18 protein-coding genes are annotated in these 25,599 nt (G+C 46.6%); 1 reads left to right on the forward strand and 17 read right to left on the reverse strand.

The window, feature by feature from the left end:
• Positions 1 to 250: 250 nt before the first annotated feature.
• From BN1546_RS06025 to BN1546_RS06050, 6 genes are all read right to left on the reverse strand, one after another.
• Complete coding sequence (locus BN1546_RS06025; RefSeq protein WP_090736498.1) at positions 251 to 1,594, reverse strand: hemolysin family protein; 1,344 nt, start codon at positions 1,592 to 1,594, stop codon at positions 251 to 253.
• A 142-nt stretch (positions 1,595 to 1,736) separates the two neighbouring features.
• Positions 1,737 to 2,396, reverse strand: coding sequence for an SGNH/GDSL hydrolase family protein (locus BN1546_RS06030; RefSeq protein ID WP_255305271.1), 660 nt, complete (start codon positions 2,394 to 2,396; stop codon positions 1,737 to 1,739).
• A gap of 176 nt (positions 2,397 to 2,572) precedes the next feature.
• Positions 2,573 to 3,490: a RecB family exonuclease gene (locus tag BN1546_RS06035; RefSeq protein WP_025675495.1), complete on the reverse strand. Its 918-nt coding sequence runs from the start codon at positions 3,488 to 3,490 to the stop codon at positions 2,573 to 2,575.
• A gap of 113 nt (positions 3,491 to 3,603) precedes the next feature.
• Positions 3,604 to 4,914, reverse strand: a complete 1,311-nt coding sequence (locus BN1546_RS06040; RefSeq protein WP_090736503.1) for a galactokinase — start codon at positions 4,912 to 4,914, stop codon at positions 3,604 to 3,606.
• A 245-nt stretch (positions 4,915 to 5,159) separates the two neighbouring features.
• Positions 5,160 to 6,683 carry a copper amine oxidase N-terminal domain-containing protein gene (locus tag BN1546_RS06045; protein WP_090736506.1) on the reverse strand — a complete coding sequence of 508 codons (1,524 nt, stop codon included), beginning with the start codon at positions 6,681 to 6,683 and terminating at the stop codon, positions 5,160 to 5,162.
• A 101-nt stretch (positions 6,684 to 6,784) separates the two neighbouring features.
• A complete protein-coding gene (locus BN1546_RS06050) occupies positions 6,785 to 8,449 on the reverse strand; it encodes a PucR family transcriptional regulator (protein ID WP_090736507.1) in 1,665 nt (554 codons plus the stop codon).
• A 381-nt stretch (positions 8,450 to 8,830) separates the two neighbouring features.
• On the opposite strand from BN1546_RS06050, the gene ald reads away from it, so the two are divergent.
• Positions 8,831 to 9,961, forward strand: coding sequence for an alanine dehydrogenase (gene ald, locus BN1546_RS06055; protein WP_090736510.1), 1,131 nt, complete (start codon positions 8,831 to 8,833; stop codon positions 9,959 to 9,961).
• A gap of 95 nt (positions 9,962 to 10,056) precedes the next feature.
• On the opposite strand, the gene BN1546_RS06060 is transcribed toward ald, so the two are convergent.
• The 11 genes from BN1546_RS06060 to BN1546_RS06110 all read right to left on the reverse strand — a co-directional run bounded on the left by BN1546_RS06060 (position 10,057) and on the right by BN1546_RS06110 (position 25,098).
• Complete coding sequence (locus BN1546_RS06060) at positions 10,057 to 10,593, reverse strand: mismatch-specific DNA-glycosylase (RefSeq protein WP_040101983.1); 537 nt, start codon at positions 10,591 to 10,593, stop codon at positions 10,057 to 10,059.
• Positions 10,594 to 10,608: 15 nt separating this feature from the next.
• A complete protein-coding gene (locus BN1546_RS06065) occupies positions 10,609 to 11,472 on the reverse strand; it encodes an aldo/keto reductase (protein ID WP_040101984.1) in 864 nt (287 codons plus the stop codon).
• Between the two features lie 13 nt (positions 11,473 to 11,485).
• Complete coding sequence (locus BN1546_RS06070) at positions 11,486 to 12,778, reverse strand: WD40/YVTN/BNR-like repeat-containing protein (protein ID WP_090736512.1); 1,293 nt, start codon at positions 12,776 to 12,778, stop codon at positions 11,486 to 11,488.
• 157 nt (positions 12,779 to 12,935) lie between these two features.
• Complete coding sequence (locus tag BN1546_RS06075; protein WP_040101986.1) at positions 12,936 to 14,390, reverse strand: PstS family phosphate ABC transporter substrate-binding protein; 1,455 nt, start codon at positions 14,388 to 14,390, stop codon at positions 12,936 to 12,938.
• 151 nt (positions 14,391 to 14,541) lie between these two features.
• Positions 14,542 to 15,306: a class I SAM-dependent methyltransferase gene (locus BN1546_RS06080; RefSeq protein ID WP_090736515.1), complete on the reverse strand. Its 765-nt coding sequence runs from the start codon at positions 15,304 to 15,306 to the stop codon at positions 14,542 to 14,544.
• A 168-nt stretch (positions 15,307 to 15,474) separates the two neighbouring features.
• Positions 15,475 to 17,571 (reverse strand): DUF6449 domain-containing protein, encoded by a 2,097-nt coding sequence (locus BN1546_RS06085; protein WP_090736518.1) that lies wholly within the window; start codon positions 17,569 to 17,571, stop codon positions 15,475 to 15,477.
• Positions 17,546 to 18,448 (reverse strand): ABC transporter ATP-binding protein, encoded by a 903-nt coding sequence (locus tag BN1546_RS06090; protein ID WP_013369686.1) that lies wholly within the window; start codon positions 18,446 to 18,448, stop codon positions 17,546 to 17,548. The genes BN1546_RS06085 and BN1546_RS06090 overlap by 26 nt, the downstream gene beginning before the upstream one ends.
• The gene (locus BN1546_RS06095) at positions 18,441 to 18,830 is read right to left on the reverse strand and encodes a GntR family transcriptional regulator (protein WP_029516087.1); all 390 of its coding nucleotides are present in this window, start codon (positions 18,828 to 18,830) and stop codon (positions 18,441 to 18,443) included. Before BN1546_RS06095 ends, BN1546_RS06090 begins: the two co-directional genes overlap by 8 nt.
• Before the next feature lie 163 nt (positions 18,831 to 18,993).
• Positions 18,994 to 21,669, reverse strand: coding sequence for a PAS domain S-box protein (locus tag BN1546_RS06100; RefSeq protein WP_090736520.1), 2,676 nt, complete (start codon positions 21,667 to 21,669; stop codon positions 18,994 to 18,996).
• Between the two features lie 165 nt (positions 21,670 to 21,834).
• Positions 21,835 to 22,770 (reverse strand): nucleoside hydrolase, encoded by a 936-nt coding sequence (locus BN1546_RS06105; protein ID WP_090736523.1) that lies wholly within the window; start codon positions 22,768 to 22,770, stop codon positions 21,835 to 21,837.
• A gap of 174 nt (positions 22,771 to 22,944) precedes the next feature.
• Positions 22,945 to 25,098, reverse strand: coding sequence for a glycoside hydrolase family 6 protein (locus BN1546_RS06110; RefSeq protein WP_090736526.1), 2,154 nt, complete (start codon positions 25,096 to 25,098; stop codon positions 22,945 to 22,947).
• Positions 25,099 to 25,599 lie beyond the last annotated feature (501 nt).

Raw genomic sequence — 25,599 nt, forward strand, 5'->3', positions numbered from 1 at the left:
CCCCAAAAAACTCAAATTTGATTCCATTTTACCATAAAATTGCTACATTTCTAGTAGTATTTTTCACAGACACCTATATTTATAAGCATAAAGATGCAGAGCCTTAAGTCCCCTGGCCTAACTACAAAAACAACATGCTATTCAGGCAGCAAACTGCGTCAAAAAAAAGTGGACGAATCGCGCTGCCGCTTACGTTGCAGGCCATCCGTCACATCTAAATCGATCTATTTCTTTGTAATCCCATTTTCCATCATTGAGAATAACTGTCATCCTTTTGTTCAACAACCGCCTTTTTAACCGCTTCAATTGTGTCTATTTGGTGACTGCTTTTTTCCAGTACAGTAAACTCCCATGATCCGCTGGTCAGCTTGTCTCCTTGCTGGATATCAAAACGTTCTGAAAGCATCCAACCGCCAATCGTATATACGTCCCCGGCCTCAATATCTGTCTCCAAGCGCCGATTGACCTCATGGATAAGCGCCTGTGATTTGAGTATGTAACGATGATCATCTGTTTTTGTAATGAGTGGTGTTAGCGCTGCGGGGGTTTCGGTATCCGTATAGGAAGGAATATCTCCAACAATCTCTTCCATAATGTCCTCTAGGGTGACAAGCCCAGACGTTCCACCATATTCATCCACCAGCACCGCTACTGGAATACGTCGTTTTTGCATCTGAATCAGCAGATCCCGAGCTTGTACCGTCTCAATCACCTGAAGTACCGGATGAATGTAAGAAGCCATCGTTGTATTTCCTGTGCTATGCCCACGGACCAAATCATGCAGAGCTTCCTTAACGCGAATCATCCCGATAATATGATCCCGGTCCCCATGTTCAGCTACAGGCAGAAAATTGTAGACCTTGTCCTCGATCAGCTCCATAAACTCGGCTACTGTTGCCTGATGAGAGATGGAACGGATGTGGATGCGTGGTACCATAATTTCCTGCGCCGCACGGTCATCAAAATCAAATACATTATTCAGGTATCGATATTCTGTCGGTGTAATTTCACCACTACGAAAGCCTTCAGATAACGCTAGTCGAAGCTCAGCTTCACTGAGTGCTGCATCTTCTTCAGATACCTTTTTCAGCCCAAAAAGCCCCGTAATGACACGTGAAGAACGACTGAGCACCCAATTCAGGGGATACGTTATTTTATAGAATACCGTAATCGGACGGGCAAAAAACAATGCCATCGGTTCGGCAATTTGTATGGCAAAGGTTTTGGGTACCAGTTCCCCGACGACCACCTCGAAATAGGTCAAAATCAGAAAAGCCAGCAAAAAGGAGAGTACTCCCGTTAGTCCAGCCGGAATATGCGCCAACACAAACAGGGGATGTAGCAGCTTCTCTACTGTAGATTCCCCTAACCAGCCTAGCGCCATTGAAGTTAGTGTTGTACCGAGCTGACAAGCGGATAAATACTCGTCGAGCCGAGACAGAATATTTTTAACGGCTTTCGCGTTTTTATTGCCCTCTGAGGCCAATTGGTTGATACGAGATACCCGCACACGAATAATGGAATACTCTGAGGCCACAAAAAAAGCAGTTAAGGTGATAAGTAAAATAACTAGAATGATATTTATCGTTTCCATAGCCCTCTCTTACTCCGTTGATGACGAAGCAAGAAGCACCCCCTTTGACATTCATTTTTGGATGGAATCATAACAAGAGTAATGATGTCCATAATCGTGTATTACCCAAAAATGACAAGGATGTAGACTATGTACGACTTGGTTAACGAATCGCCAGTGGACTCTTTTGCACAATATCTATCCATTGATCAGCTATCAACTGATGCCCAACCGCTGTCGGATGAACCCCGTCATGCAGCCAATAGGAGGCGTCCGCTTTGGTAGCAGCTTCGTTCAACATGCTCTGGAGCGGCACAAATACGGCCCCATATTTGTCGGCAAGTTGACGTACAATACGCTGGTAGCCCGTTATTTTTTCTTGCCAAATGTCCCAGCGCGCCTCGGTAGCTCCCGTTTTCAAAATAAACGGCTCACACAGCACCAGCCCGGTATCAGGCATCACTTCACGTGTCTCCTCCAGCAGGTAGCAATAGGCTCGTTCAAATCGGTCCGTCACCCCGGACGGCTCCTGCTCCACAATCCGCCAGGCATCGTTCACTCCGATTAGAATACTCAGCAAGTTCGGCTGTAGACTAAACGTGTCTTCATTCCAACGTGCATACAAATCCGAAACCCGATCCCCCGAAACTCCCCGGTTGACAAATTCCGGCTGTGTATCAGCCAGTCGACTCCCAAGTGCCCCAGCGATCAGATACACATAGCTCTGACCCAGCCAATGGTTCGCGTCCTCATTCCGTCCCCTTCCTCCGTCTGTAATGGAATCTCCTTGAAAAAGAATACGTGTGTGTCCTGTACTCGACATTTCGATTGTCCTCCTCGTAATTTCCAATAATACCCTTATCATACCTCGTATTTTCCGAATTGGAAAGCGGTTTCAGGAATTGGGAGAGTTATAGCCACTATGCAGGTGGAATGGTGCTTTCCATTGCTTGTACAGCACCATTCCACCTACTCCGTTTTTATATTGATTTTTCGATTTCAGACCGCTCGGTACTTACACACCTCGCGAAAATTACAACCCCCGCATACTCTGCGAGAAGGCATCGGCGTAAAAAAAGACTCGGGCTTGGGTCGATTATAGTAATCGTCATCAAGGCAGGACTTCATTTCCTCGATGTAACGTCCTACATTGCCAACTACCTTGTCGATATCCTCTGGTGTGGGGCGATATACTTCATGCTCTCCTGTCATCAAATACTCCACACGTACCTCGATCTTCTCCAAAGGAAGCTGATAGTGCTCCTGTACATAGGAAGCATACAAAAAAAGTTGGTCGGAAAAATCGCCTTCCTTACCTGTTTTCCAATCCACGATGACCATGTCTCCATTGTCTCTACGGTAGAGCAAATCCATTTTGACATATACTTTCGTCTCATGAAGGAGCATCGTATCCCACTTCTCCACTTCTACAATTCGGGCCTTTCCCTGTTGCAGTTCACGCCAAACCGCAGTACGGTACAAATTGTGTACCACCGCGTGCTGTCGCTCCTTAATCCGGGCAATCCGTTCCGGAAGCACTTCATCGTCGTAATAAATCTCTGCCAGCATAACCCGATTTTTGGGATCTTGTAGCCATACCTCACGGTGTAATGATTCCTTGTAGCTGTCATTCAACATGTTCTTCATAGCTGTCTCCAGAAATGCTGTGCGCGGGACAGCCCCTTTTTCCATCCACCCGCGTATGACCGATTCACACATTTGGTGCGTAATATTCCCGAATAAAATATATAAGTTGCTCAGTTGCTTAAGCCGATACAACGTAACTTGCTCTTCAGTGCCCTGTGCCGAATTCCAGCCGTTATGCGAGCCGTAATAATGATAATAGTATTTGCGTAAGCATTCGTCGAACGTTTGGGCCCTCGATTGTGAATAGGACCAGGACGGATATATTGCCATGACAGGCCCTCCTTCATTAGAACTTCCATCTCTTTATTATAACGCATGCCTAAGCTGTATCGGTCATAAAAACGACAAAAGACTTTAACCCATAGGTTAAAGTCTTTGACTGACTAGTTAGTATTCTCGCTACGAGTCCGTTCAGCATTGATCAATTCACTTACATTAACAGCACCATCCTCACGGACGTTGACTACGAGTACTGGAGTTCCCAGCATTCCGCTGATCCACTCCTTGTAATCATCCACATGATCATTGGGAAGAATCGTCAAGATCACACCAGCAAAGCCACCACCATGTACCCTGCATGCGCTATTATCAATTGATTTTAAATACATTTCCGTTAAAGCCAGGGCAACCGATACGTCTTGTTCCCGATCAACCCCACTTCTATATACATTCTGTAGCCATTTCCATGAAGAATTACCGGATTCGGTAATAAGCTTTAAGAAATCAGAAAAGCGCCTTTCCTCCAGCGATTTCACCTGCTCATCCACACGCTTATTTTCTTCAAAAAAATGCAAAGCACGAAGCACTGCCCGATCCCCAGCTTTTTCCCTGACCATCTTGAGATTGTCATACAGATTCTCAGGCGATAAGTCACGGCAAACCAAAGCGCCCAAAGACTGAGCCACTGCACGCATTTCGTTTGGCACCGCTGCGTAATCATCGGTTAAATCAGCATGATTTCCACCTGTATTTACAATAACCAGGGAGTAGCCGTTTTGTTCAAAATTCCAATGGACTGGATTGATAATCGGTTCCTTGGGATTTTCAAAATCAATGGAAATCAAACCGCCATATGCGCAAGCCATCTGATCGAGCAGCCCTGAAGGCTTGTTCCAATAGACGTTTTCCGCATACTGACCAATTTTGGATTTAGCAACAGTATCTAACGCTCCCTCGTTATAAAAATGATTTAATATCGTGCATATCAACATTTCAAACGAAGCGGAAGAGCTTAATCCTGAAGCAGAGAATACATTACTTGATATATAAGCTTGGAAGCCTCCGATACGATACCCGAATTCAAGCAAACCAGCTGCAATGCCACGGACCAGTAACATCGTACCGTCATCCTCCGGTTTTGGTGCCAAGTCGTTTAAATCAATGACGTATTTCGTTTTGTAGCCTTCAGAAAAGAATGTTATAACGGATTCCTCTACTTTAGCAGCTACAGCGATCGTATCAAGTGTAATACTGCCTGCCAGCACCTTCCCGTGGTTGTGGTCTGTATGATTCCCTCCAATTTCGCAGCGCCCCGGAGCACTAAACAGTTCAATATCCCCTACACCAAAATGCTCCTGATACGCCTGTATAAGTGATTGATATCGAGAGGTTTGCTCGGAAATTTGTTGTTGGCCGTACATCCGTGCGAGAACAATCTGTCCCTCGCTAGAATTCAATAGCTCCATATCTTTCATCGTATATCCCCCTACTTGTATGTCTGTTTCCACGCAGAATGATGCTATAATTATCTCAATTTTTCTTGTGTAAAAGTATGGCACAATTTTAATCTGTAAGCGCTTATTTTAATCGCTTTTATGAGCATTTTACCAATATAACTAAAAAAGAACCAGCCCCTAATCGGGGCTGGTTCCTGTATTTACACCTGATTCATTCCATACACTAACCGTTAAGAAGAAGAATGGTGTTCTGGATTTCTTTTTTAATCGCGTTTCAGCACATATTCTCCAGCATTGTTACGAGTTACAGTAGCGCCAAGTGCCTCTGCAACAGATTTGAAAGGAACATACAATGTGCCATATTCATCCGTATATGGAGCTTGCGGCAACGTCAATGTGCTTCCTTCCAGTACAGCCTGCTTGGAGCCACTTTTTAGCTTAATCGTCTTACCAGTAATATCATCAATTACAGTTGTTTGTTTGGCAGCCGCATCCCATTTTAATTCTGAGCTCAATTCGCCTGTCAGTTCACGCAATGGGATGAAAGCCGTACCTCCACGATTCTCCAATACGTAGTAATCGTCTTTAGGATCGAAAATTGTTTCTACTTTTGTAATTTCCAAATCATTTTTTAAAATGTTGTAGATCGGAGAATTCGCTTCAAAATTGCGCAGTGTCGCTCCCGGTGTTAATTCAGCTTGTGCATTCAAGTCAATAACGCCGTTAGAAAGATCTACTTTATCGGCCGTTACACTACCATTGACGTTCCAGGATTGGGTCTCGGTCAGAACGGTAAAGGACTTCACCGGAAGATCGTCTACATCTGGCAATGCAACTGTCAGGTCTGTCAGCGCTTTGCGAACATTTCCTTTTTCATCAAAATACATGTCGCTTTTCAGCACAGTGTTTGCACTCAGAACTGTTTTGATTTCAGGTGCCTCTGCATACATAGTGCTGACTCCTACATCATACTGTGCCACAGCCAGGTCCAAATACTTTTTAACCTCAGTGTAAGCCTCGTTGACCAGCTTTTCTTTGTTTTCATTCAGTTCTGTTGTTACTTTATCACTACCCTCAATAGCTATGCTGGAAGCGATAGTTTTAGTCACATCAATAGCTTGACCGATCAATTCTTTTAAGCCAGCTTCATCCTTGGCCAGATTCGCCAGGAATGGTTTTACCAATGCAACCAGTTCATCACCGCGCAGTTCTGTATGGAGACGAGTCAGTTTCACCTTGTCTTTTTCACCGTATACTTCTTCGGTTACAGACGTTGCAGAAATGGTCGAAGGATTAGGAGCATGCTTGAGCATAAGTGCAGCGGCTGTTTTGGTCAGATCTCTCACGTCTTTGGAATATACATACGGATCAAACCCGGCAGGCAGACCACTCAAACTCTCTTGCGAGTTCAAAGATATGTAATAAGGTTTTTTGGCACCTTCCAGATGAATAGCCATACCTTGGCGATCCAAAGCAAGTTCAAATGGCAAATTATACTTATCAATATGCAAAGTACCCTTGGCGGAAGCAACTTCCTCCGATTGTACCTTGGCTTCATCTACAGTCACCGAAATCGAATTAATCAAATCTATGATTTGTTGATCTCCTTGCGTGATACCTTCTTTTGGAGTCAACTTAAGAGAAATTTTCTCCGTTGACTGCTGGGATTTCACATCAAGTGTTCCCAATAAATTTTTACTTACATCAAATCCGCCTACTGCCTGGCAACCTGTCAAAGCTACCATTAACAGAATAAGAGGGACGGCAATCCATTTTTTTATATTCATATTAATCCCCTTTCAAGATATTTCCGTTATCTCTTCTATTATCTCAGTGTTGATACGCATTGTAAATGAGTAGAATAGAAAATAGAGCTAGTTATTTAGGATCAATTTTCGGCCTGAAGCATCCGGTAAGCCAGAAGTGCCATTTCCAGACAGCGACGTTTGTCAGAGTCTGCCAAATCCCCTTCTACGATTTCATTAATTTTATCAAGTCGATTATAAAGAGTCTGCCTATGAATATACAAAATTCCGGCGGTATCACGCTTGGAGCCATGGCATTGAAAGTAGGCATCCAGGGTATCCAGAAGCTGCATATGATGCTCACGATCATGCGCAATCAACTCACCCAAATGGTCCTGTACAAATTCTTGTAGAAAAGGAATTCGAGGCACCGCCTTCAACAATTGATAGATTCCGATGCTGTCGTAAAATAGCCGATCCTTCATGATCGGGACGCTTCGCGCGACTTCAATGACCTGATATGCCTCTTCAAAACTGCGGTCCGTCCCTGTCATGCGGTGCCTTACCTTACCAAAGCCTGCATGAATGCGCACTTTATCAAGCTGTCCTGCGGCATAGTTCTGAATATATTGAACCGTATGGGCCAGCACTTTTTTCATCTGCGCTATGGAACGCAGCGTTAATTCCTCCTTTGCACAAAGGATGTAGCATTGACTTCCCTTCATCATCAACAGATTGTGCAACGCTTCTTTTTTCAACAGAGAACGAAGCAGCACTAATACATCCTGATTGATGGATTCCTTGCGCACCTGACTTGCGTCTTTGTCTTGATGCTCTACCTCGATAACCCCTGCCCAAAATAAATACCGACCCTTCGTTAACAATCGCAGTCCCATCCGGGTCTGGGCCTGTTCTTCATTGGGAAGCTGGCCGTTCAATACATCCTGAATCAGTTCATTTTGATTACGTAGCAATCGGTCTTCAAGAAACTGTGTTCTCAGTACCAATGTAGCAGCTGCCTTGGCTGTGTAATCAATGAGCAGCGACATTTCTTCCGTCGGCATTTCATTATGCAGTACTACACCTACAGCGGAAAACACCTGACCGAAGCATACAACAGGCTGAAACAAGACAGCAGTGGATTCATTCAGGTGAAACAGCAGGTGCCCTTCACGATCGGCAGTCATACTTGTTTCCACTTCATTGGCATAAAAATCTGCAATATGGTCTGCCACATCCGGCTGGACGGAGGGCACAAATCGATTGGTATCAATGGAGGACATGTAGATGACCTGCCGGGCAGCATAGTCATGAAGCACACGCAAGAGGGCGTTCATATCGGTGCTGCGTAGGGTTTCCTGCTGAAGCTGACGTGAAAATCGCTCCAGATCTTTTAATAGTTCATGATGTCGGTTAATAAGTAGAGAGTGAATATCTTGTGTAATTTCAACAAAACGCACCGGCTGCTCAAATACGATGACCGGGAAGTGATGCCGTTCCGCCAACTCCAGTATTTCAGGGGGGATCTCATAGATGCTCGTGCCCAGCTCCACACACAATCCCGCGGCTTCCGAGCGGATCAGCTGCTCCATATACTCGGCGCGCTCTTCCCCCTTCCGGATTAACCACAGGCCGGTCGTCAAAATCAGGTCATGACGGCTCACAAAGGGGGATACATTTGTGATTTCTAGCACATGAACCCAACCCACACGGCGGTTTACGCCCTGTTCCCCCGCTGCCAGCTTCGCCCGCCGGAAAACAGGACGTTCCAGCACATCCGCAATGGTAAATGTTTTTTTACCTTTCATCGGCATTCTCCTTATGTGTATGTTTCTATGTCATTTTATATGACATATATTCATCAAAAAGTCGAGCCTTTAAGTCAGATAATCCGACAAAATGTATGATGCGAAGGAGTCGCTCCCCTTGTAAACTGTACCTAATCTAACACGAATTGCATTTATCGGCTTGAGTCCATGTAACTAATCAGCAGACTGCATACAAATGATAGTGCCATTTTCTGCACTCGTTTGGTCGCATCCAACACTAAAACATAGCAGACATAGCTGCCCTAGAACAATGCTTGGCTGTTGGATAACACGATCAACAAACATTGATTCTGCAGCGTAGCTGCCCTAGAACAATCATTTGCCGTTGGATAACAATTATTTTTAGGAGAGGTGAGACGAATGAGAATTGGGATTCCGAAAGAGATTAAAAACAATGAAAATCGTGTCGCTCTGACACCTGCGGGTGCTGCTCAAATGATTCAACACGGACATCAAGTGTTTGTAGAAAGCCATGCAGGGGTTGAAAGCGGCTTTACAGACGGAGATTATGCCACTGCGGGTGCAACCCTTGTACAGCAAGCCGCAGATGTGTGGTCCCAGGCGGATCTGATTATCAAAGTAAAAGAGCCGCTCCCCTCTGAATACGGGTATTTTCGGCCAGGTTTGATTTTGTTCACCTATCTGCATCTGGCTGCCGAGCCCGCACTGGCTCGGGCTTTAACAGACAACGGCGTAGCCGCCATTTCCTATGAGACGCTAGATGTGGAAGGAAGCCTGCCGCTACTTACCCCCATGAGCGAGGTTGCAGGTCGAATGGCTGTACAAATCGGAGCACAGCTGTTGGAAAAACCAAAAGGCGGTAAAGGCATCCTACTGGCAGGTGTGCCGGGGGTCAAACGCGGTAAAGTGACTATTATTGGGGGAGGGGTGGTCGGCACCAATGCTGCCAAGGTCGCTATCGGTCTCGGGGCAGATGTGACACTAATCGATCTGAGCCTGCCAAGATTGCGCCAACTGGACGATATTTTTGGCAATCAGCTCCATACGCTGGTGTCCACCCCCTCCAACATTGCTGAAGCCGTGGCGCAAAGTGATTTGCTGATCGGTGCTGTCCTGATTACCGGTGCCAAAGCCCCGCGGCTTGTCACAGAGGCCATGGTGCAGACGATGCAACCCGGTTCAGTCATCGTCGATGTCGCCATTGACCAAGGTGGCATTGTTGAGACGATTGACCACATCACGACACATGATCAGCCAACCTATGTAAAGCATGGCGTCATTCACTATGCAGTGGCGAACATGCCAGGCGCGGTACCGCAAACCTCTACGCTCGCTCTGACCAACGCAACGCTCCCCTTTGCTCTCCAACTTGCAGATCTTGGTGTGCAAGAGGCGCTTCGCAGAAGCAAGCCGCTGCTTAGCGGTGCCAATGTCCTGAATGGACATATCACCTACGAAGCAGTCGCCCGTGATCTGGGGTATCCTTATGTTCCTGTGGAACAGGCATGGCAGGCCAAAACCTTACAATAGAAAAAAGCAGCACAAAGAACCATACACTTTTCCCAGTAGGGATTGAAGTGTATGGTTCTTTGTATGCTAACTACATCTAACATATTTAACCGCATTTAGACGGCTTCTGACGAAAGGAACATTTGGAGACGGCGATAAATATCCGTGATTTCTTCCAACGACATGCGCACCAGTCCACTAGACGAAGGTGCCACAAATTCATGCATTTCGGGGATTAGCGGTTCAGGCTGGAATCCCCAATCCGCTTTGGATTTTTTACTATATTCGGTGTACACGCCTTTGCCGACAAAGCAAGCGACCTTCGGGCGGTATTCCATTAGCTTTGCATGCAGCTTCAGACGTCCTTCAGCGTATTCCTCACGGGTAATGTCCTCCACTCCCCTGGTGGGACGGGAAACAATGTTTGTAAAACCGAAACCCAGTTTCAACAGCTCCCGATCTTCCGATGGATCGTATAAGCGAGGCGTCAAGCCGGCCCCCTCCAGTATGCGCCAAAAGCGGTTGCGCGGATTAGCGTAATGATGTCCTACCTCTCCTGATTTCAAGCTGGGATTAAAGCCGATAAATACAACGGATAATCCATAGTCGAGATGATCATCTACCTCGTGTAGTTCTGTCTCTGGTTCTGTCATCGGGCCCCTCCTTCCTCAAACCATATCCAGCGGCTGCTTCCTCGTTGGTGGAGGAAAAGCTTCGTCTATTTGTTGAAGTTGTTCAGGGGTGAGCTGAATGCTCGCCGCCGCTGCATTTTCTCGTATATGCGATTCTTGTACCGCCTTGGGAATTGCCCATACATCACCGTCCCGTATGACCCATGCGAGTGCGATTTGCGATGGAGTTACTCCGTGGCTGGCAGCAATGTCTACCATAACAGGATGGTCCAGCAGTCCTCGACGCAGGCGTCCCCCTTGAGCAATCGGGCAATAGGCCATTACAGGTACTCCATGCGTACGGCTCCAAGGAAGCAGATCATATTCGATACCTCGCGAAGCCGCGTGATACAGCACTTGGTTGACAGCACAGGCTTCGCCATTACTCAGGCTCCATAGCTCCTCCATATCGGACTTGTCCAGATTGGACACGCCCCAGCTACGGATTTTGCCTTGCTCACGCAGTTTTTCCATGCCTTGTATTGTTTCTTGCAGTGGAATATTTCCGCGCCAATGCAGCAGATACATATCCACGTATTCGGTTCCCATTCGGGTTAGGCTCGCTTCGCAGGCTTGAGCCAATCCTTGACGGTCCGCATGATGAGGGTAGGCTTTGCTGACGAGATACACATTATCCCGGCGGCCCCGAATGGCTTCCCCGACGATCTCTTCTGCGCCGCCCTCCGCATACATTTCAGCCGTGTCCACCAGCGTCATACCCAGCTCGAAGCCAAGTTGAAGCGCACGCACCTCCTCCTGCCGAAGTGAGGCTTTTTCGCCCATATTCCACGTCCCCTGCCCGATGAGTGGTACTTCACGACCGTCCGTCCATGTAATCGCACTTTTCTTATGTTGACTCAACTACGTTCCCTCCTTAGGAGCCTGGTGTCACAGGTTTGTCAAATACATGACTCTGCGTCCAGTGCTGACCGCCATCCGAGGTGGTATATAGGATCGGGGCCTGCTCTGAATCCGAGAAAATAGCCCAGCCTTCCTTGGCATTGGCCATCCCGATTTGCTGATTGCCATACCCCTCAAAGCCTTGCTTGCCATTGTTCCACGTCTTGCCACCGTCAGTTGTCCAACCAATCGTATTAGGCTTGTCGCACGGTGCACAATAGCCTCCCATCAATGCGGTACTGCTGTTAACTGCATAGAGCATGCCTGGTGCCGTCCCTTCATTTTTGGGAACCTGATTGTCTTGCTGGCCAATACCCGGTGCCGGACCGCCACCAGCGGTGGAATTTGCCAGTACAGTGCGCCAGCTTTGTCCACTATCAGCCGTATGCCAAAGCGAATACGACGTCTGATTCATCCCCGTGTCTCCAACCAGCTCAATCCATGCGTTGCCCCGTTCTACCGAACGAATAGTTACTCCGTTCAGAGGCCCCTCGGTTGTCCGTGACATGACAGGGGTCCAATTTTGGCCCCCGTTAACGGTGTGTAAAATCTGGAATGAGCGTTCTGTGCTCTGAGTTACCGCCCAGCCGTTTTGCCGATCATGATAATATGGCTGTCCTACTATGTGGCTAGGTACGGGGAGCGGAGACCAGCTTTGTCCACCATCTTTGGTATATTGATTGCCACTGAATCCTTCCTTGGATGATACAAAGTGTAAAAAGCCCGCTTGTCCTTGCTCAGGCACAGTCCCGACAGCTTCCCAACGCTTGCCGCCATCGAGAGTTGCCAGCAGTGAACCGCTATCTTCCATAACAGCCCAGGCCTGCTGTCCATTCAAGGCAAAAATCTGTTGAACCGTACCTTTGCCTTGATACTGCACATTCCAAGCTGAACCGACTGAACCGGATGGAGCCGCATCTGTTCGGGCAATCCATCCATTACCGCCGATCCAGCCGGATTGGCCGTCGATTAATCGCAGCGCGGTAATATTGTCCATGCGGACCTTCGCTATACTAGCATCTGTCGTTGCTTGCCCTCCTGTCTCCACTGCTTTGCCAGTGCTGGACGGAGATGTGCTATTTTTACCGTCAGAAGTAGTCTGCTGTTCCGGTGTATCCACAGTGGCTCCCGAACCATTGACTTGTGACGCTGCAGAATCCTTTGGTTTTTTCTGAGCCGTTTGTCCTGTTTGTGAATTTGATTCACACCCCGCTGCTACTAGGGCTACGGCGAGCAAAAGCACCCAAACCGATGTTTTTTTCTTCATTTTGTTCATCCCCTTATGTTGTTGATATACTTGCTGCGCGGGTATGGTACTCACAGCAAAGCATATTCTATGTATTACTCTGCTGTATTGGTTTTACTCTTGCGGTGAATATACGATACTGACTGCATGCGAATCCTGTATGCGAATCGTTATAGAATTACGAGTTTACAGGAACAAAGCCGCCTTTTTCAATAGCCCGAGTTCCTACTTCGCTTTGCAGCCATTCAAGTAATCGTTGCATCGAAGCACGTGGTTTCTCACCTTCGCGTGTAACTACAAACAGTTGGGCTGTGAATGGATATTGTTTCGAACGAATGTGCTCTTTGTCGGGCTCCACTCCATCAATAGATAAAAATTTGACCTCTTGACGATTATGCATCACATTTGCGAAATAATAAAATGAATAACCGAGCGCATTGTGATCCTTGTTAAAATCAGCAACTGCATTAATCATTTCACCCATTATACCAATTCGGAGTTCCCGAGGTGGTTCAGCCATGTCATGACCTTTCATCACTTTCTTCTGCATATATGTTTGACTTCCTGAATTTTCCTCCCGCTGATAAGCAACGATCGGCTGATTCTTTCCCCCTACTTCACTCCAGTTACGAATAGATCCTTCATATATGCTGCGTACCTGCTCCGAAGAAAGTCCGTTAACCGGATTGCCTTTATGAACGAGAAAAATAAAAGCATCCCACCCAATGGGTGTAAGCTTCATTTGAATTCCCCGACTTTTTGCCAGGCGCAATTCCTCATCGGATGGACCCGCCACCAGTATCAGATCCGCCTTCTTCTCAATCAGATTGACATAAGCCTGATGTGTTGTGTTGAATCTCAGTTCGTGAGCCGCACGAACCTTGCTCATTCCGGTCAATTCATGCAGCATATCCTGCGCGAATGGAATGGCCGCTGTAGCTCCATCTACTACCGGGAAATCCCTTTCAGCAATGTACGGACGTTGAGGAAGCATGAGCGTAATCGTCAGTACAATGATGAGCGCAGCAGATATCGCGGCAACAACCCATTGCCATCTATGATCCACCTTACCATTCTTGTCGGTTAGCGCTGGATAACGATTCACCCCAACTCCTACTACCATGCCAACTATCGGCAGCAGTGCAGCCAGTAGAAACCAGAATTCACCATGCTGTGTATATGGGCCCAATACCTCTAACACAGGCTCCGCCCAAGCATGATAGAGTGAAAAGAGCCCCCACGCCCCTCCCGACACTTCAGCAGGTTGACCACCTGACCCTTGTATTCCTACAATCCACAACCACAGCCCACATAATAATGATAATAGCCCGGTCAGCATCAGCGAAAGCTTGCCCATGCTGGACATACGCGCACTCAAGGCACCATAAGCTGCAAAGATGAGACCGATAATCCATGCATATAGAAGCAGTATTACAATCACAGTTGTATCCGTTACACCTTCATGCCTCAGCAGAAGCTGCACTTGGGGTGCCACAACCATACTCCAAACTACATTAAACATGACTGAAAACAATCCAAACATAAACGTACCGCCCAACCATGGCCAAAACCATGCTGTCCGAACAGACTCATCCTTTTCCGGCTTGGTTATAACTCCCTTTGGATCAGACATGTACATCCCCCTATAACTAATGAATGAAATGAGACTGTAAGCCATTGCTTCTTCATTGTACAATTATGGTAAAGATTAGTATACGAAAGGATGGTAAACATGGCAAAAAGGCCTCCCCTACAGGAAAGGCCTCTTTGGTATCGAATCTTCTCTATATCGCTCTGGCATGGATCAAAAAACGATGCTGCTTCACGTCCCAATACCCATCACGTTTAATGTCCAAATACAGACCATACAGCTGTTCTATATATTTCTCTGGCTGGAAGTCTGCAATCTGCCATTCAATGACTTTTAAGTAATAGACAATCGCTCCAATATCGTAAAATCGCTGTATCGGAAACTGTTCCTGCTGCTCTAAAATTTCGAAGCCATTGCTTTTCAAACCTGCAAGTGCTTGAGAAAGGGTCCAGTCCGCATACTCGTATTCAGGTGCTCCCAAGCGAGCGTTAAGGCCTGCACAATCCAGGCCTCCCGCCTGTTGAGTCAAAAACGTACCTCCAGGACGCAAAATACGGCGCACTTCCGCTGGCGAAAATGACTCATGCTTGTTCAGCACAAGATCGAACCCGGCATCGCCAAACGGAAGGGAATCGTCATCATGTATAGCCATCACGTGCACACCCAGCGGCTCCAATCTTTGCTTGGCAATAGGTATGTTCGGTGCATATGCCTCTGTCGCACATATGATCTCTGGAAAAGGGCGAAACTGCGACAAGAGCTCTCCCCCGCCTGTTCCCATATCCAGCATCGCCTTGGTGGAATGGATCAACGCCAAAGCCTTGCTGGCATAAGACCAGTCCAAAGGCTCGCTCGCCACTCGTCCCGTATCCGAGATGAATGAAAAATCCCATCCGGAAAACGACTGTTTATGATGCTCCAACAACTGTAGAAATTCACAATCTTCTGTATACTTCATATTTTTTGCTCCTCCACTATTGAACTGTACACGCTTTGGTCTCTATTTATATCAGTTCTAATGTGGAGGAGCTCTTGCCCGTCGATCAGGTTGTTATATGTCGTGTCCCAACCATCCCATGTTCATCTACCTCCGTCCATATGCCATCCAAACCAGATGCTGTCCCACTTAAGGAACTGTCGGTAATGCCTTCGCAAGCTCCGGTGTCATATCGTTCGGAGTAAAATAGCAATAGCGTGTATGGGGGTCTGAACTAAATAAAGGTTTGATCTTGACCTGAACCAGATAAGTGCCTTTCGCCATATTTGGAGTATAGCTATAGGGTCTGCGCTTTTCCAGTACAGTGCTCCAGAGCTTCGGATCTTCAATCGTTATTGCTTTATGCTTCTGTTGGATGCTTTTAAATAGCTTATAGTCTTCAATATACTGATTGGATTGATAAGGTTCAAGCTCTTCAGCAATAATAGGAACAGCCCGTATCGAAAAAATATCCTTGGAATCAATGATCACCTTATCCGCATACCCCTTTTGCTCTAGCCAACCTGTAAGCTTGTGATAGGAAGCCGGCCATTCAAATGAAAATTCACGATGCCAGCTCGGTTCGTTATTGGTAGAGGATGACTCTTTATTTGTAATAGAAACACTCCCCAATGGATATTTCTCTGATTGCATCTCGCTATAGCTCATATTTAATACTTCTTCTCTGAGTATATCTTCAAATTCACGAGTTTCTTTTGGATTGGTTAAAACCACTCGTCTTTCACTATCATCTACGGATTGGATATTAATCGTCTCTGCTTTTCCTTGCAGCTTATCCAGCCTGTATCTTACCGTTTTATAAGGCTCTGCTTCCATCACTTTAGTCAGTTCTGTCCGAAAAGGCTTCTCCGGGAATGTATAGCGGCGAGTCATGGTGGAACCATCATCCAAACGGTAGACTATGAATGCCGATTCGACGGCCAGGTTTTTGGACAACATTTTCTCGCCAGCTGCATGTGCACGTACGAGTTCTCGATGTAAATTCAGTACAGAGGCGATATAGGCCCTGTCTTGGGAGTAATACGCTTCTTTTTCTGCATCTCCCCCTAGAGGCTCCTCTTGCCCCACATAAACTTTTTCTACGGAGTGTGCTGTTGGAATCCTTCCCTCATAACCCAACCAACCTGAAATCGGGATATATAGTACTAGCCCCATGATCACACCGTAAACGACCATTTCCACCAAAGCACGAACACGCACAATTTGCCACGTCTTGCGGACGACCATCTCTACAACGATATAGCCTAAAATAGCTCCAAGTGCATACCCAAAAATCGACCAATTAGCTCCTCTTGTACCTGCATTATAAAAATAATCGCCTAGTACAAGCATAGCGCATAGTATAACCCCTGCTTTGAACAAAGGTTGAAAGAAAGAGAACGCTATGGCCTGAGTCGCCTTCTCGACCAAGCGTTTACGATACAAACCATAACTCAAGGCGACAAACAGCAGGGAGATACCTATATAGGCAAGCAGCTCCATGTAAGAAAAGGCGCGCTGCGGCAAGCTGTCCATTATGCGTACAAACGGCGATAAGTTTTCCCAAATATTATTATTGCTGCGAAACTCCGAACCGTTAATATATTGAACAACGGTTTCTCGCACCCGCACATATCCGTATAAATTACGTTCCAGAAAACGCCCTATCATCATGAATAGAAACTGAGGCAATAGCAGCAAAACATACACTACTACGGTCTGTAGCAACGATTGTCCCACACAAATCCCTACAAACACAGTAAAAGTAAACAAGAAAATCGTAAGGACGGACACGACCAAAGCCCACGATCCAACATCATTAATTTGAAAAATATAAGGCAGTTCGACTGACGTGTTAACCCAAGCAGTTACTCCCGCAGTCAGCCATACAGGTACAAGTAAAAGAATAAGACCGCTAATTAAATGTGACGTTAATAGATGCTCTCTACGCAAAGGTAGGCTGTGATACAAATCGGATGGCCCCTGTCGCTGAACAAAACGAAGCAGCATCACACCTGCCAGCACCGGTACAGTCATTAAAATCAATTTTTGCAATTCATTACCCGAGTTTGTACTATCGAATAAGCTTTTTAAAACCACTCGCGGTTGTTCATCACCAATGCTCATAAACAATGGCAGCAGTACTGTAAACAGCAATCCTGCCAAGTACAATAGACCGATCCAGCCATGCTGTCTCAGGCATTGGCGAATTACGCCGCCGCTACAGAAGAATCGGTTGGATGTCATAACCTGCGTCCTCCATTTCATAAATGAAAATTTCTTCAAGCGTCAGCGGTAGCAAATCGAATACATGTGGCTCATACACTTCAATCGTCTCCGCAATCCGCTCTCGCTCACCCCGGATAATAAGCAGCAGAACACTGCCCCTCCGCTCCTTATGTACGACCGAAAGTTGGCTACAGACAGCTTCCTCATGCATGCTGTCTCGAAAAGCAACCTGCACCTTATGCGTATCAGATTTGAGGTCGTCTACCTCTTTTTCCAATAGCATCCGACCTTGGTGCATAATGCCGACATGATCACACATGTCTTCAATCTCACGCAAATTATGAGATGAGATCACGACGGTCATCTCACGTGCAGCGGTTTCTTGGAACAAGAGATTTTTGATCATTCTACGCATCACCGGGTCCAGACCATCAATGGGTTCATCCAAAACCAGCAGCTCAGGCATGCAGCTCAAGGCAAGCAAAAAAGCGGCTTGGCGCTTCATCCCTTTGGAAAAACGGTGGAGTTTGCGCTTCGGGTCCAGCTTGAAAATATCCGTAAGCTGTGTGTAGCGTTCCTCACTCCAACTTGGATAAATGGAGCGGTAAAACCGGGCCATCTGACGAATTGTCGCTTGCGGGAAAAAATAAGGGGTATCCGGTAAAAACAGAATGTGCTGCTTGACTTCAGGCTGCTCATACACTGGCTGACCACCGATTAGCACCTTGCCCGTATCCGGTCGGTAAATCCCGGCAATGATTTTGAGCAAGGTCGTTTTCCCTGCCCCGTTCGAGCCCAGCAGTCCAAAAATGGAGCCCTTCTTTACCGTAAGGGCAAGCTGATCGACAGCCTTTTCTTCTGTAAATGTCTTTGTGACTTCCCTTAATTCAATCAAGGGACATCCCCCTTTCCTTTGTTTGCATAGCTTCCACGTATATGTCGTCCACTTCCTGCTGTGTAAAACCGAAATGGACAGCTTCGATCATCTGTTTTAACAATGCCACCCGAATCTCATCCCGCTTCATTTGTTGCGGCTGCTGCTGGGTAGGCGTGACAAAGCTGCCTTTGCCCTGAACGGAATAGATATATCCTTCGCGTTCCAGCTCGCGATACGCCTTCTGAATCGTATTCGGATTCACCGTAAGTTGAGCGGACAATGCCCGTACAGAAGGCAATTGCTCATCCGGCTGAAGCGATCCGTACATGATCATTTCCTTGACCTTCTCCATAAGCTGTTCGTAGATCGGCTTACGGCTGCGGATATCCAGCTCGAACACATGGACTTCCTCCTTTCAACACTGGCTCAAATTCATTTATACATGTTCAACTGTTCTAAGTGTACTATCATTAATAGTACACTTAGAACAGATTGTCAATCTTTTCTTTGGACATTTCTTACAAAAATAGCCGTGATGCAGGATGCATCACGGCTATTTCTTTTTAGCCTTCCTTTGAATCATAAGGCTGATCACGGCTTATATTGGCAAGCGTTTGCCCTTCCGGCAGTTTAAGATCCAGCTGGAACCGGAATGTTGCTCCTTTGGCCTCGTCGCTATCCACACCAATGGAACCTCCCATTAGCTTGACCAGGTTTTTGCAGATGGACAAGCCTAGGCCTGTCCCTCCATATTTCCGGTTCAATGCCGGATGAAGCTGGGAAAAAGGCTGAAACAACAAATGCTGACGGTCTGCCGGGATGCCGATTCCAGTATCAGTTACACTAAACTCAATTAGGCATTTCTTTTTACGGCGGCTGTAAGCCTTTCTCTCCACAAAAATATTTACATGCCCTCGCTCCGTAAATTTGATCGCATTGCTCACCAAGTTCACCAATATTTGTCGGATACGCACATGATCACCGACCAGCATCCCTGGCATTTCCTGATCTACATGCCATTCTAGCTGGATGCCTTTTTCCATAGCCTGTGTCATAAATAGGTCAGCTACACTGCCAACCACATCCTCCAGTACAAAAGACTCATGCAGCAACGACATTTTGCCAGCTTCGATTTTGCTCAAATCCAGTATCTCATTCAATATCTGCATTAAAGCGTTGCTACTGCTGGTAATAATATCGATATAGCTACGTTGCTCCTCATCTAATTCCGTGTCTGCCAGTAACCCGGCCATGCCTATAATGCCGTTCATCGGTGTACGGAGCTCATGACTCATCACAGACAGGAATTCTGACTTGGCCCGGTCGGCGCGTTCGGCAGACTCCTTGGCCCGAATAATCTCCTTTTCATTCGTCCTGTCTACAAAAACCATCACAGCTCCTTTTCGCTCGCCGTTATCCATCAAAGGGCTGATTCGATAAGAGGCCAGAAAACTGGACCCGTCTTTTTTCCAAAATACAGCTTCCTCTGCCTGATAAGAAGCGCCGCTGCGAATCGCTTGGAGAATAGAAGCCTGCTCGTCCGGAAAATGGCTGCCTATTTCGTCAGCATGGCGAATCACGTCTATACATGAACCGTTCAGCGGGTTGGCTGATCCTATGCCGAACATCTCAACGGCTGCCGGGTTCATAAAGCGGACATGTCCTTCGGTATTCAAACCCACAATTCCTTCGGATACTGCATTCAAAATAAGCGAATGCTCGTTACTGAGCTTTTCAATCTGAGCAATGTAGTTTTTAAGAGGGGTAACATTCTCTATAATCCCGTAGCAGCCTACAATTTCTTCTTGCACGAAAATCGGGATATTAGTCATCTTGATGAATAGACGCTCCCCCTCCTTATGTATGAATTCCGATTCATAGGTTTGTGTCTCCCCCTGCTTGGCCATTTCGATATGTCGTTTGATTTTGTCCTGTTCCTCAGAGGAAGCCATTACAAGTATTTCAGTTCCAAGCAGCTCATCCCTCGTATAACCCGTAAGCTTCTCCAAACTCGGATTCACGCTCAAAATATGACCTTCCATATTCATGGCGCATATCCCGAGTGGATTATGCTGAAATAGTGACTTATAACGGTTTTCACTTTCACGAAGACGCTGCTCGATTTCCCGGTGCTCTGTAACATCCTGTATCATCCCGACTACTTGAACAGGCTTGCCTGCATGCTCGTCCATCTCAGCTTCCCAGATCGAACGCAGTACCTTCTGTTCCCCATTGGGCAATACAATCCGGTAAAAGGTTTCTTCGTGAATTCCCTTTAGGATGACGTTGTTGATAATCTGCTTCATCCGTTCAGTATCTTCGGGATGAACTGCTTTCATGAAAGCGTCAATACTTGTTTCAACCGGCTTGACACGATAGCCAAATATGCTGCGAAATTCCTTGGAAAAGTGCATAACATTGTTGACCAGATCCCAGTCCCATGAGCCGAACATCGCCAACTGTTGAGCTTTTGCCAGGTTCTCCTCGCTCTTCTGGCGCTCTGTGATATTTCGTCCGATGGATAGAACTCGCTTGATCTTGCCCTGTTCATCCCGAATAATACGGTACGATACTTCCAGCCACAAATAATGCCCGTCCTTATGACGTACACGCCGCTTCATGATGCCTGTTTCCTTGAACATTCCATGTACACGCATGTAATCGGCATCTTCGATATGGTAAAATTGAAGCCGTTTTTTGCCGAGCATTTCCTGCTTCGTATAGCCAAGGAGTTTTTCCACCGAAGGAGAAATATATTGAAGTATGCCGTCTGCCGTGCTGTAAGAGATGACATCCGGCGTATTTTCGGTAATCAACATGTACAAATCCTCATTGTCCGAAAGCACCTGCTCCATGTCCTTTTTCTCCGTGACATCCATTGCATACGCAATCAAATAAGATTGTTCGGTAGCCTCATCATCAAATATTGTTAATTCCAGCGATAGCCAGACAGTTGTTCCCCGTTTATGCTTTAAACGCAGCTCTGTCTTGTAGACTTGATCCGTAGCCTTTAGCCAACCTGCATAGGCCTCCCTCAGCCCTTGCTGATCCTCAGCCTCATTATACAAGAGATGGTAATATCGGATATCCAATAATTCCTCCTGCTCATATCCGACCATTTTGCAAAAGGCGGGATTGACATACAGACACTTCCCCTCCCTCGACAAAATCACGATTCCTGTCGGGGCATGATTATACATATGTTCCAGCAAAGGCAGTCGTTGAGCAGCAGAAAACACAATGAATCTCCTCCTCTGTGGTCCGGCAGTTTTTCTAACTATACCTATTCTAACATGATATGGGATTTTTATTGAGGAGAGCCCTCCTCTAGATGAAAGCCATTAAAACATGTATGCACAAAAGATTGCCGATGCAGGTTCATCGGCAATCTTTAGATTATTTTTTTATACCACCCGGCTAAGAAAATGACGCAAAAATCGCTCAGCGTCTACTTTAAGTGCCACATCAATCGTAGTCAGCGTTTGAGCTTCAGTCTCATTTTGTATCTCTCGGGTGCGACCAACCTCGGTGGAATCCCCTACCTCAACGGCAATGTGCATTGGACGCGTCTCCACAAAACTGGAGTCAATAGCTAACCCTACGGCTAGTGGATCATGCAATGCACAGCCTGCAATACCAGATCTGAAATTGCGGTAGGCTTCCATATAAAAGTCGGTCATATCCGCCATAAACATACCAAGCTCAGTCCCTTGCTCACGCCACTTGTCCACTTCCTGCTGGGGAAGCAGGGTTTGCATGGTAACGTCCAGCCCAACGAGCGTAAGCGGAAAACCTGCTCCCAGCACATAGGCTGCTGCCTCTGGATCGGCATAAATATTGGCTTCTGCCGTTGGAGTTACATTCCCTTTCACCGTGACCGCGCCGCCCATAATAATGAGGCGGTCAAGTAATTGAGGCAATTCCGGACAACGATCCAGAGCAATCGCTAGATTGGTGAGCGGTCCCACAGCTACAAGTGTAAGCTTGCCTTCATAGCGACGAGCCTGTCCAATGATAAAATCAGCCGCATCTCCAGACGCTGCCTGACGGGACGGCGCTCCTTTTAGCTGGTTGCCAATGCCGTCTTCACCATGAATATGACGGGAATATGGCTTGAACAGCTCACGGGCATACGGCTTGTGAGCCCCAGACACGACCGGAGCCTCTACCCCCAGTTTTTCCAGCAGGATCAGTGAGTTACGTGTTGCCTCCTCCACCGAGATATTGCCAAAGGTGGTTGAAATACCAAGTAGCTCCAATTCCGGCGAATGGACCGCGTACGCAATAGCAAGCGCATCGTCAATGCCCGTATCTACATCTAAGATTAACTTTTTGCTCATGATGACCTCCACAGTAGAACAGCATTCTTTTTTTCATTATACACAATTTGAATGCTTATTCCCTTGGTCATCGAATTCTTTATTTGAAGACGTTAAAAAAAGGCTACGACAGTTATGCCGCAGCCTTTTTTTACCACTTTTTAATCACTCAAGAGCACATGATCTGGCCAAATCCTAAGGCTCGATTCCCCATACCAGCTTATCGTTGTGGAACAACGTTACTTTGTTCCATTCAGCATAAGATGTTTTGGTTGGATCGAAGGAATAGTCATTGGATTCGTTCAGATTAGACCAGTCGCTATTGTTCATGCGGATCTGAATATCACCTGTTTGCGCTCCAGCAGCAAGCGTGCCGGCTGCCGCACTGAATCCAATTTCAATATAGTTGTCTTTAATGGTGCGCAGCACATTATCATTACCTACTTGCGCCCAGTCTACCGCAGATTGCAGCTCTTGGCTGCCATCTTTCGTGAAGTAATAGCGGATTTTCAGCTCGCTCAGCTTCACGGGTGTTGTACCTTTATTTTTCAGGTTAAAGAAAGGCTTGGCAGCGTTATTCGCTGGATCCGTGTCCCCAGCACGATACATTACCACCAGATCACCCGCTGGATCTGTAGGGTCGGTTGGATCTGTCGATGTACCTTTTGGTTCAGCGCTTACCGTTGCTGAATCCTTACTTGTTCCTTTCGCATTCGTAGCACTTACAACATAGAAGTACGTTGTTCCGTTCGTCAGTCCCTTATCCGTGTACTCTCTTGCTGTTACAAGAGGCGCCACGGCTGTAAAAGGACCTGCTTCGCTAGTGGCACGTTTTACGGTGTAGCTGTCGGCACCCGTAGACGCATCCCAAGTCAGCGTTACTTGTGCATTACCCACAGTAGCCTTTAAGCCTGAAGGTACAGCTGGAGCTGTAGGCGCTGGGTCCACACCACCACTGGAAGGCACGATTGCAGGGTACGCATTTTGTACCAGCATCACAAACTGATCATGGAACCATGCTCCTGAAATAGGTGCATTCGGCAAAGCATCTGTTAATGTGCCATCCTTGGTTGTATAGGTAGGATCACACATACGGTCAAAGCCTTTACCCTCATCGTTCGGAATGAGTGAGCTGGAACCATCGGAATCACCCGGAGGTTTCGCCCAGACATAGGCATCGATATGGCCAGCTGGAGCCGTTTGTGGCGGTGTTCCCATCCCTGCTCCGCTGCTATTACACCAGTTACCACGGTGCGAACGTTTGTCCACACGACCTGAGTTTACATAGGAGTTAATATCATTGCCGACTGCGGAAGTCGGACGGTTAGGTCCTCCCCATCCATTACGGCCGGTATCAATTAACATGCCGAGCGAGCTTGGCCAGCCTGCATTGACAAAATCTCTATGCAAGGACTCAGCGAAATCCGATTCATCGAAATTAGGATTCCATTCGTAGAATTTGGACGATTTGATCGGCTGCCCGCCAATATTCAGGTTGGGATCAGGCAGATTCGGTTCTGTCAACGGTGAAGTATTGGCTGTATTCGTGATAAAGCCATCCACACTGGCCAGACCTTTGCTAGTATCTTTGAAGATAGTTGTAAACAGAGATACCGTTGCTGCACGGTTGTTATCCCAACCTAACCAGCCAGAGTGACCGATATCCACGTATTTGTACACATTCGGAATCTCGTTCAGCTTATTCATTGTGTATTTAACGCCAGCCTCATAAATTCCTGTAGATTTGGCTTGTCCACATTGGGGAGTATCCAGATTGGTTACCAGATTTGGCAAACTGTCCGGTTCAATGATCGCTACGATGCGAATATCCTTATATTTGGGATTCGCAAAAATAGAAGCGATTTTGTCAATATAATCCTTTTTGTACGTTTCCAGACCTGCCTGGGTCAACGGCAATTCACCATTGGAAGCCAAGGCATGACAATCTCGTCCGGGCAGATCATACACAATGAATTCCGCCGTAATCGGTGTGTTGCCTTTCTTTTGCGCCAATACTTGGTCCAAATGCGCTTCCAAGCCAAGCTTGCCCCCACCGCCGTTAATAGCAGCAATACGATCAAGCCATACGGCTGTCGGGAACGTTTTGACCGTTTGCATCTTGGCCTTCAGGTTCGCATCCGTAACCTTGGCAATCGATGTGTCGACACTAGCCGCATAATCAGGGTTAACGTATTTTGTCGCTCCTTGGTAAGGATTATCGACATGGGATTCTGCATGTATTTTATCCGTAAATCCTGCACCTGGTAGAAAGCTGCTTGCGACGAGTGATAGCGCAAAAGCATACTTCATTCCTTTACGAAGCACTTGCTTTGTTTTCAATTGCTTCACCTATCTTTCCGTAGATTTTATTGAATCTTCCTATGTCGGCACCTGATTGTTATATGATTAAATGTGTGTTACGCCTACTCTCTCCCTAGAAAAAGTAGCGTTCATAGTTGTGAAAGGTAAGCGCTTTCCATTTGTTCATGCGCTCACATTTTCCCCTTCTTGTCACCTCCTATGTTAGATTATAGTGAGCTGGAAATCTGCTGTAAATTGAATAAATTAAGGACTACAATTATTAATTAGGTATTTGAATTGCCACAACGACGGTCCGGCAGGGTGCCTCTTTTTCTAAGATCGGTTCTATCACTTGTTGAACTTCCCTGCTATGACAAGCTCTCAGGAGATTCAGAGTCGACAGTAAAAGAGTGGATTCATAAAAAACAAGACTGTATTCTTTAATTTCCGCCAGCCCAAATCGACAATGATAAACCTCAGGTTACCAGCTACGCCAAATCGTTAAATCTATCGACAGCAAAAAGGGTGTTTCAGACCTATGGTCATGAA

This window comes from Paenibacillus sp. Mc5Re-14 (assembly GCF_001049835.1).
In the GTDB taxonomy this organism is placed as follows: Bacteria; Bacillota; Bacilli; order Paenibacillales; family Paenibacillaceae; genus Paenibacillus; species Paenibacillus polymyxa_C.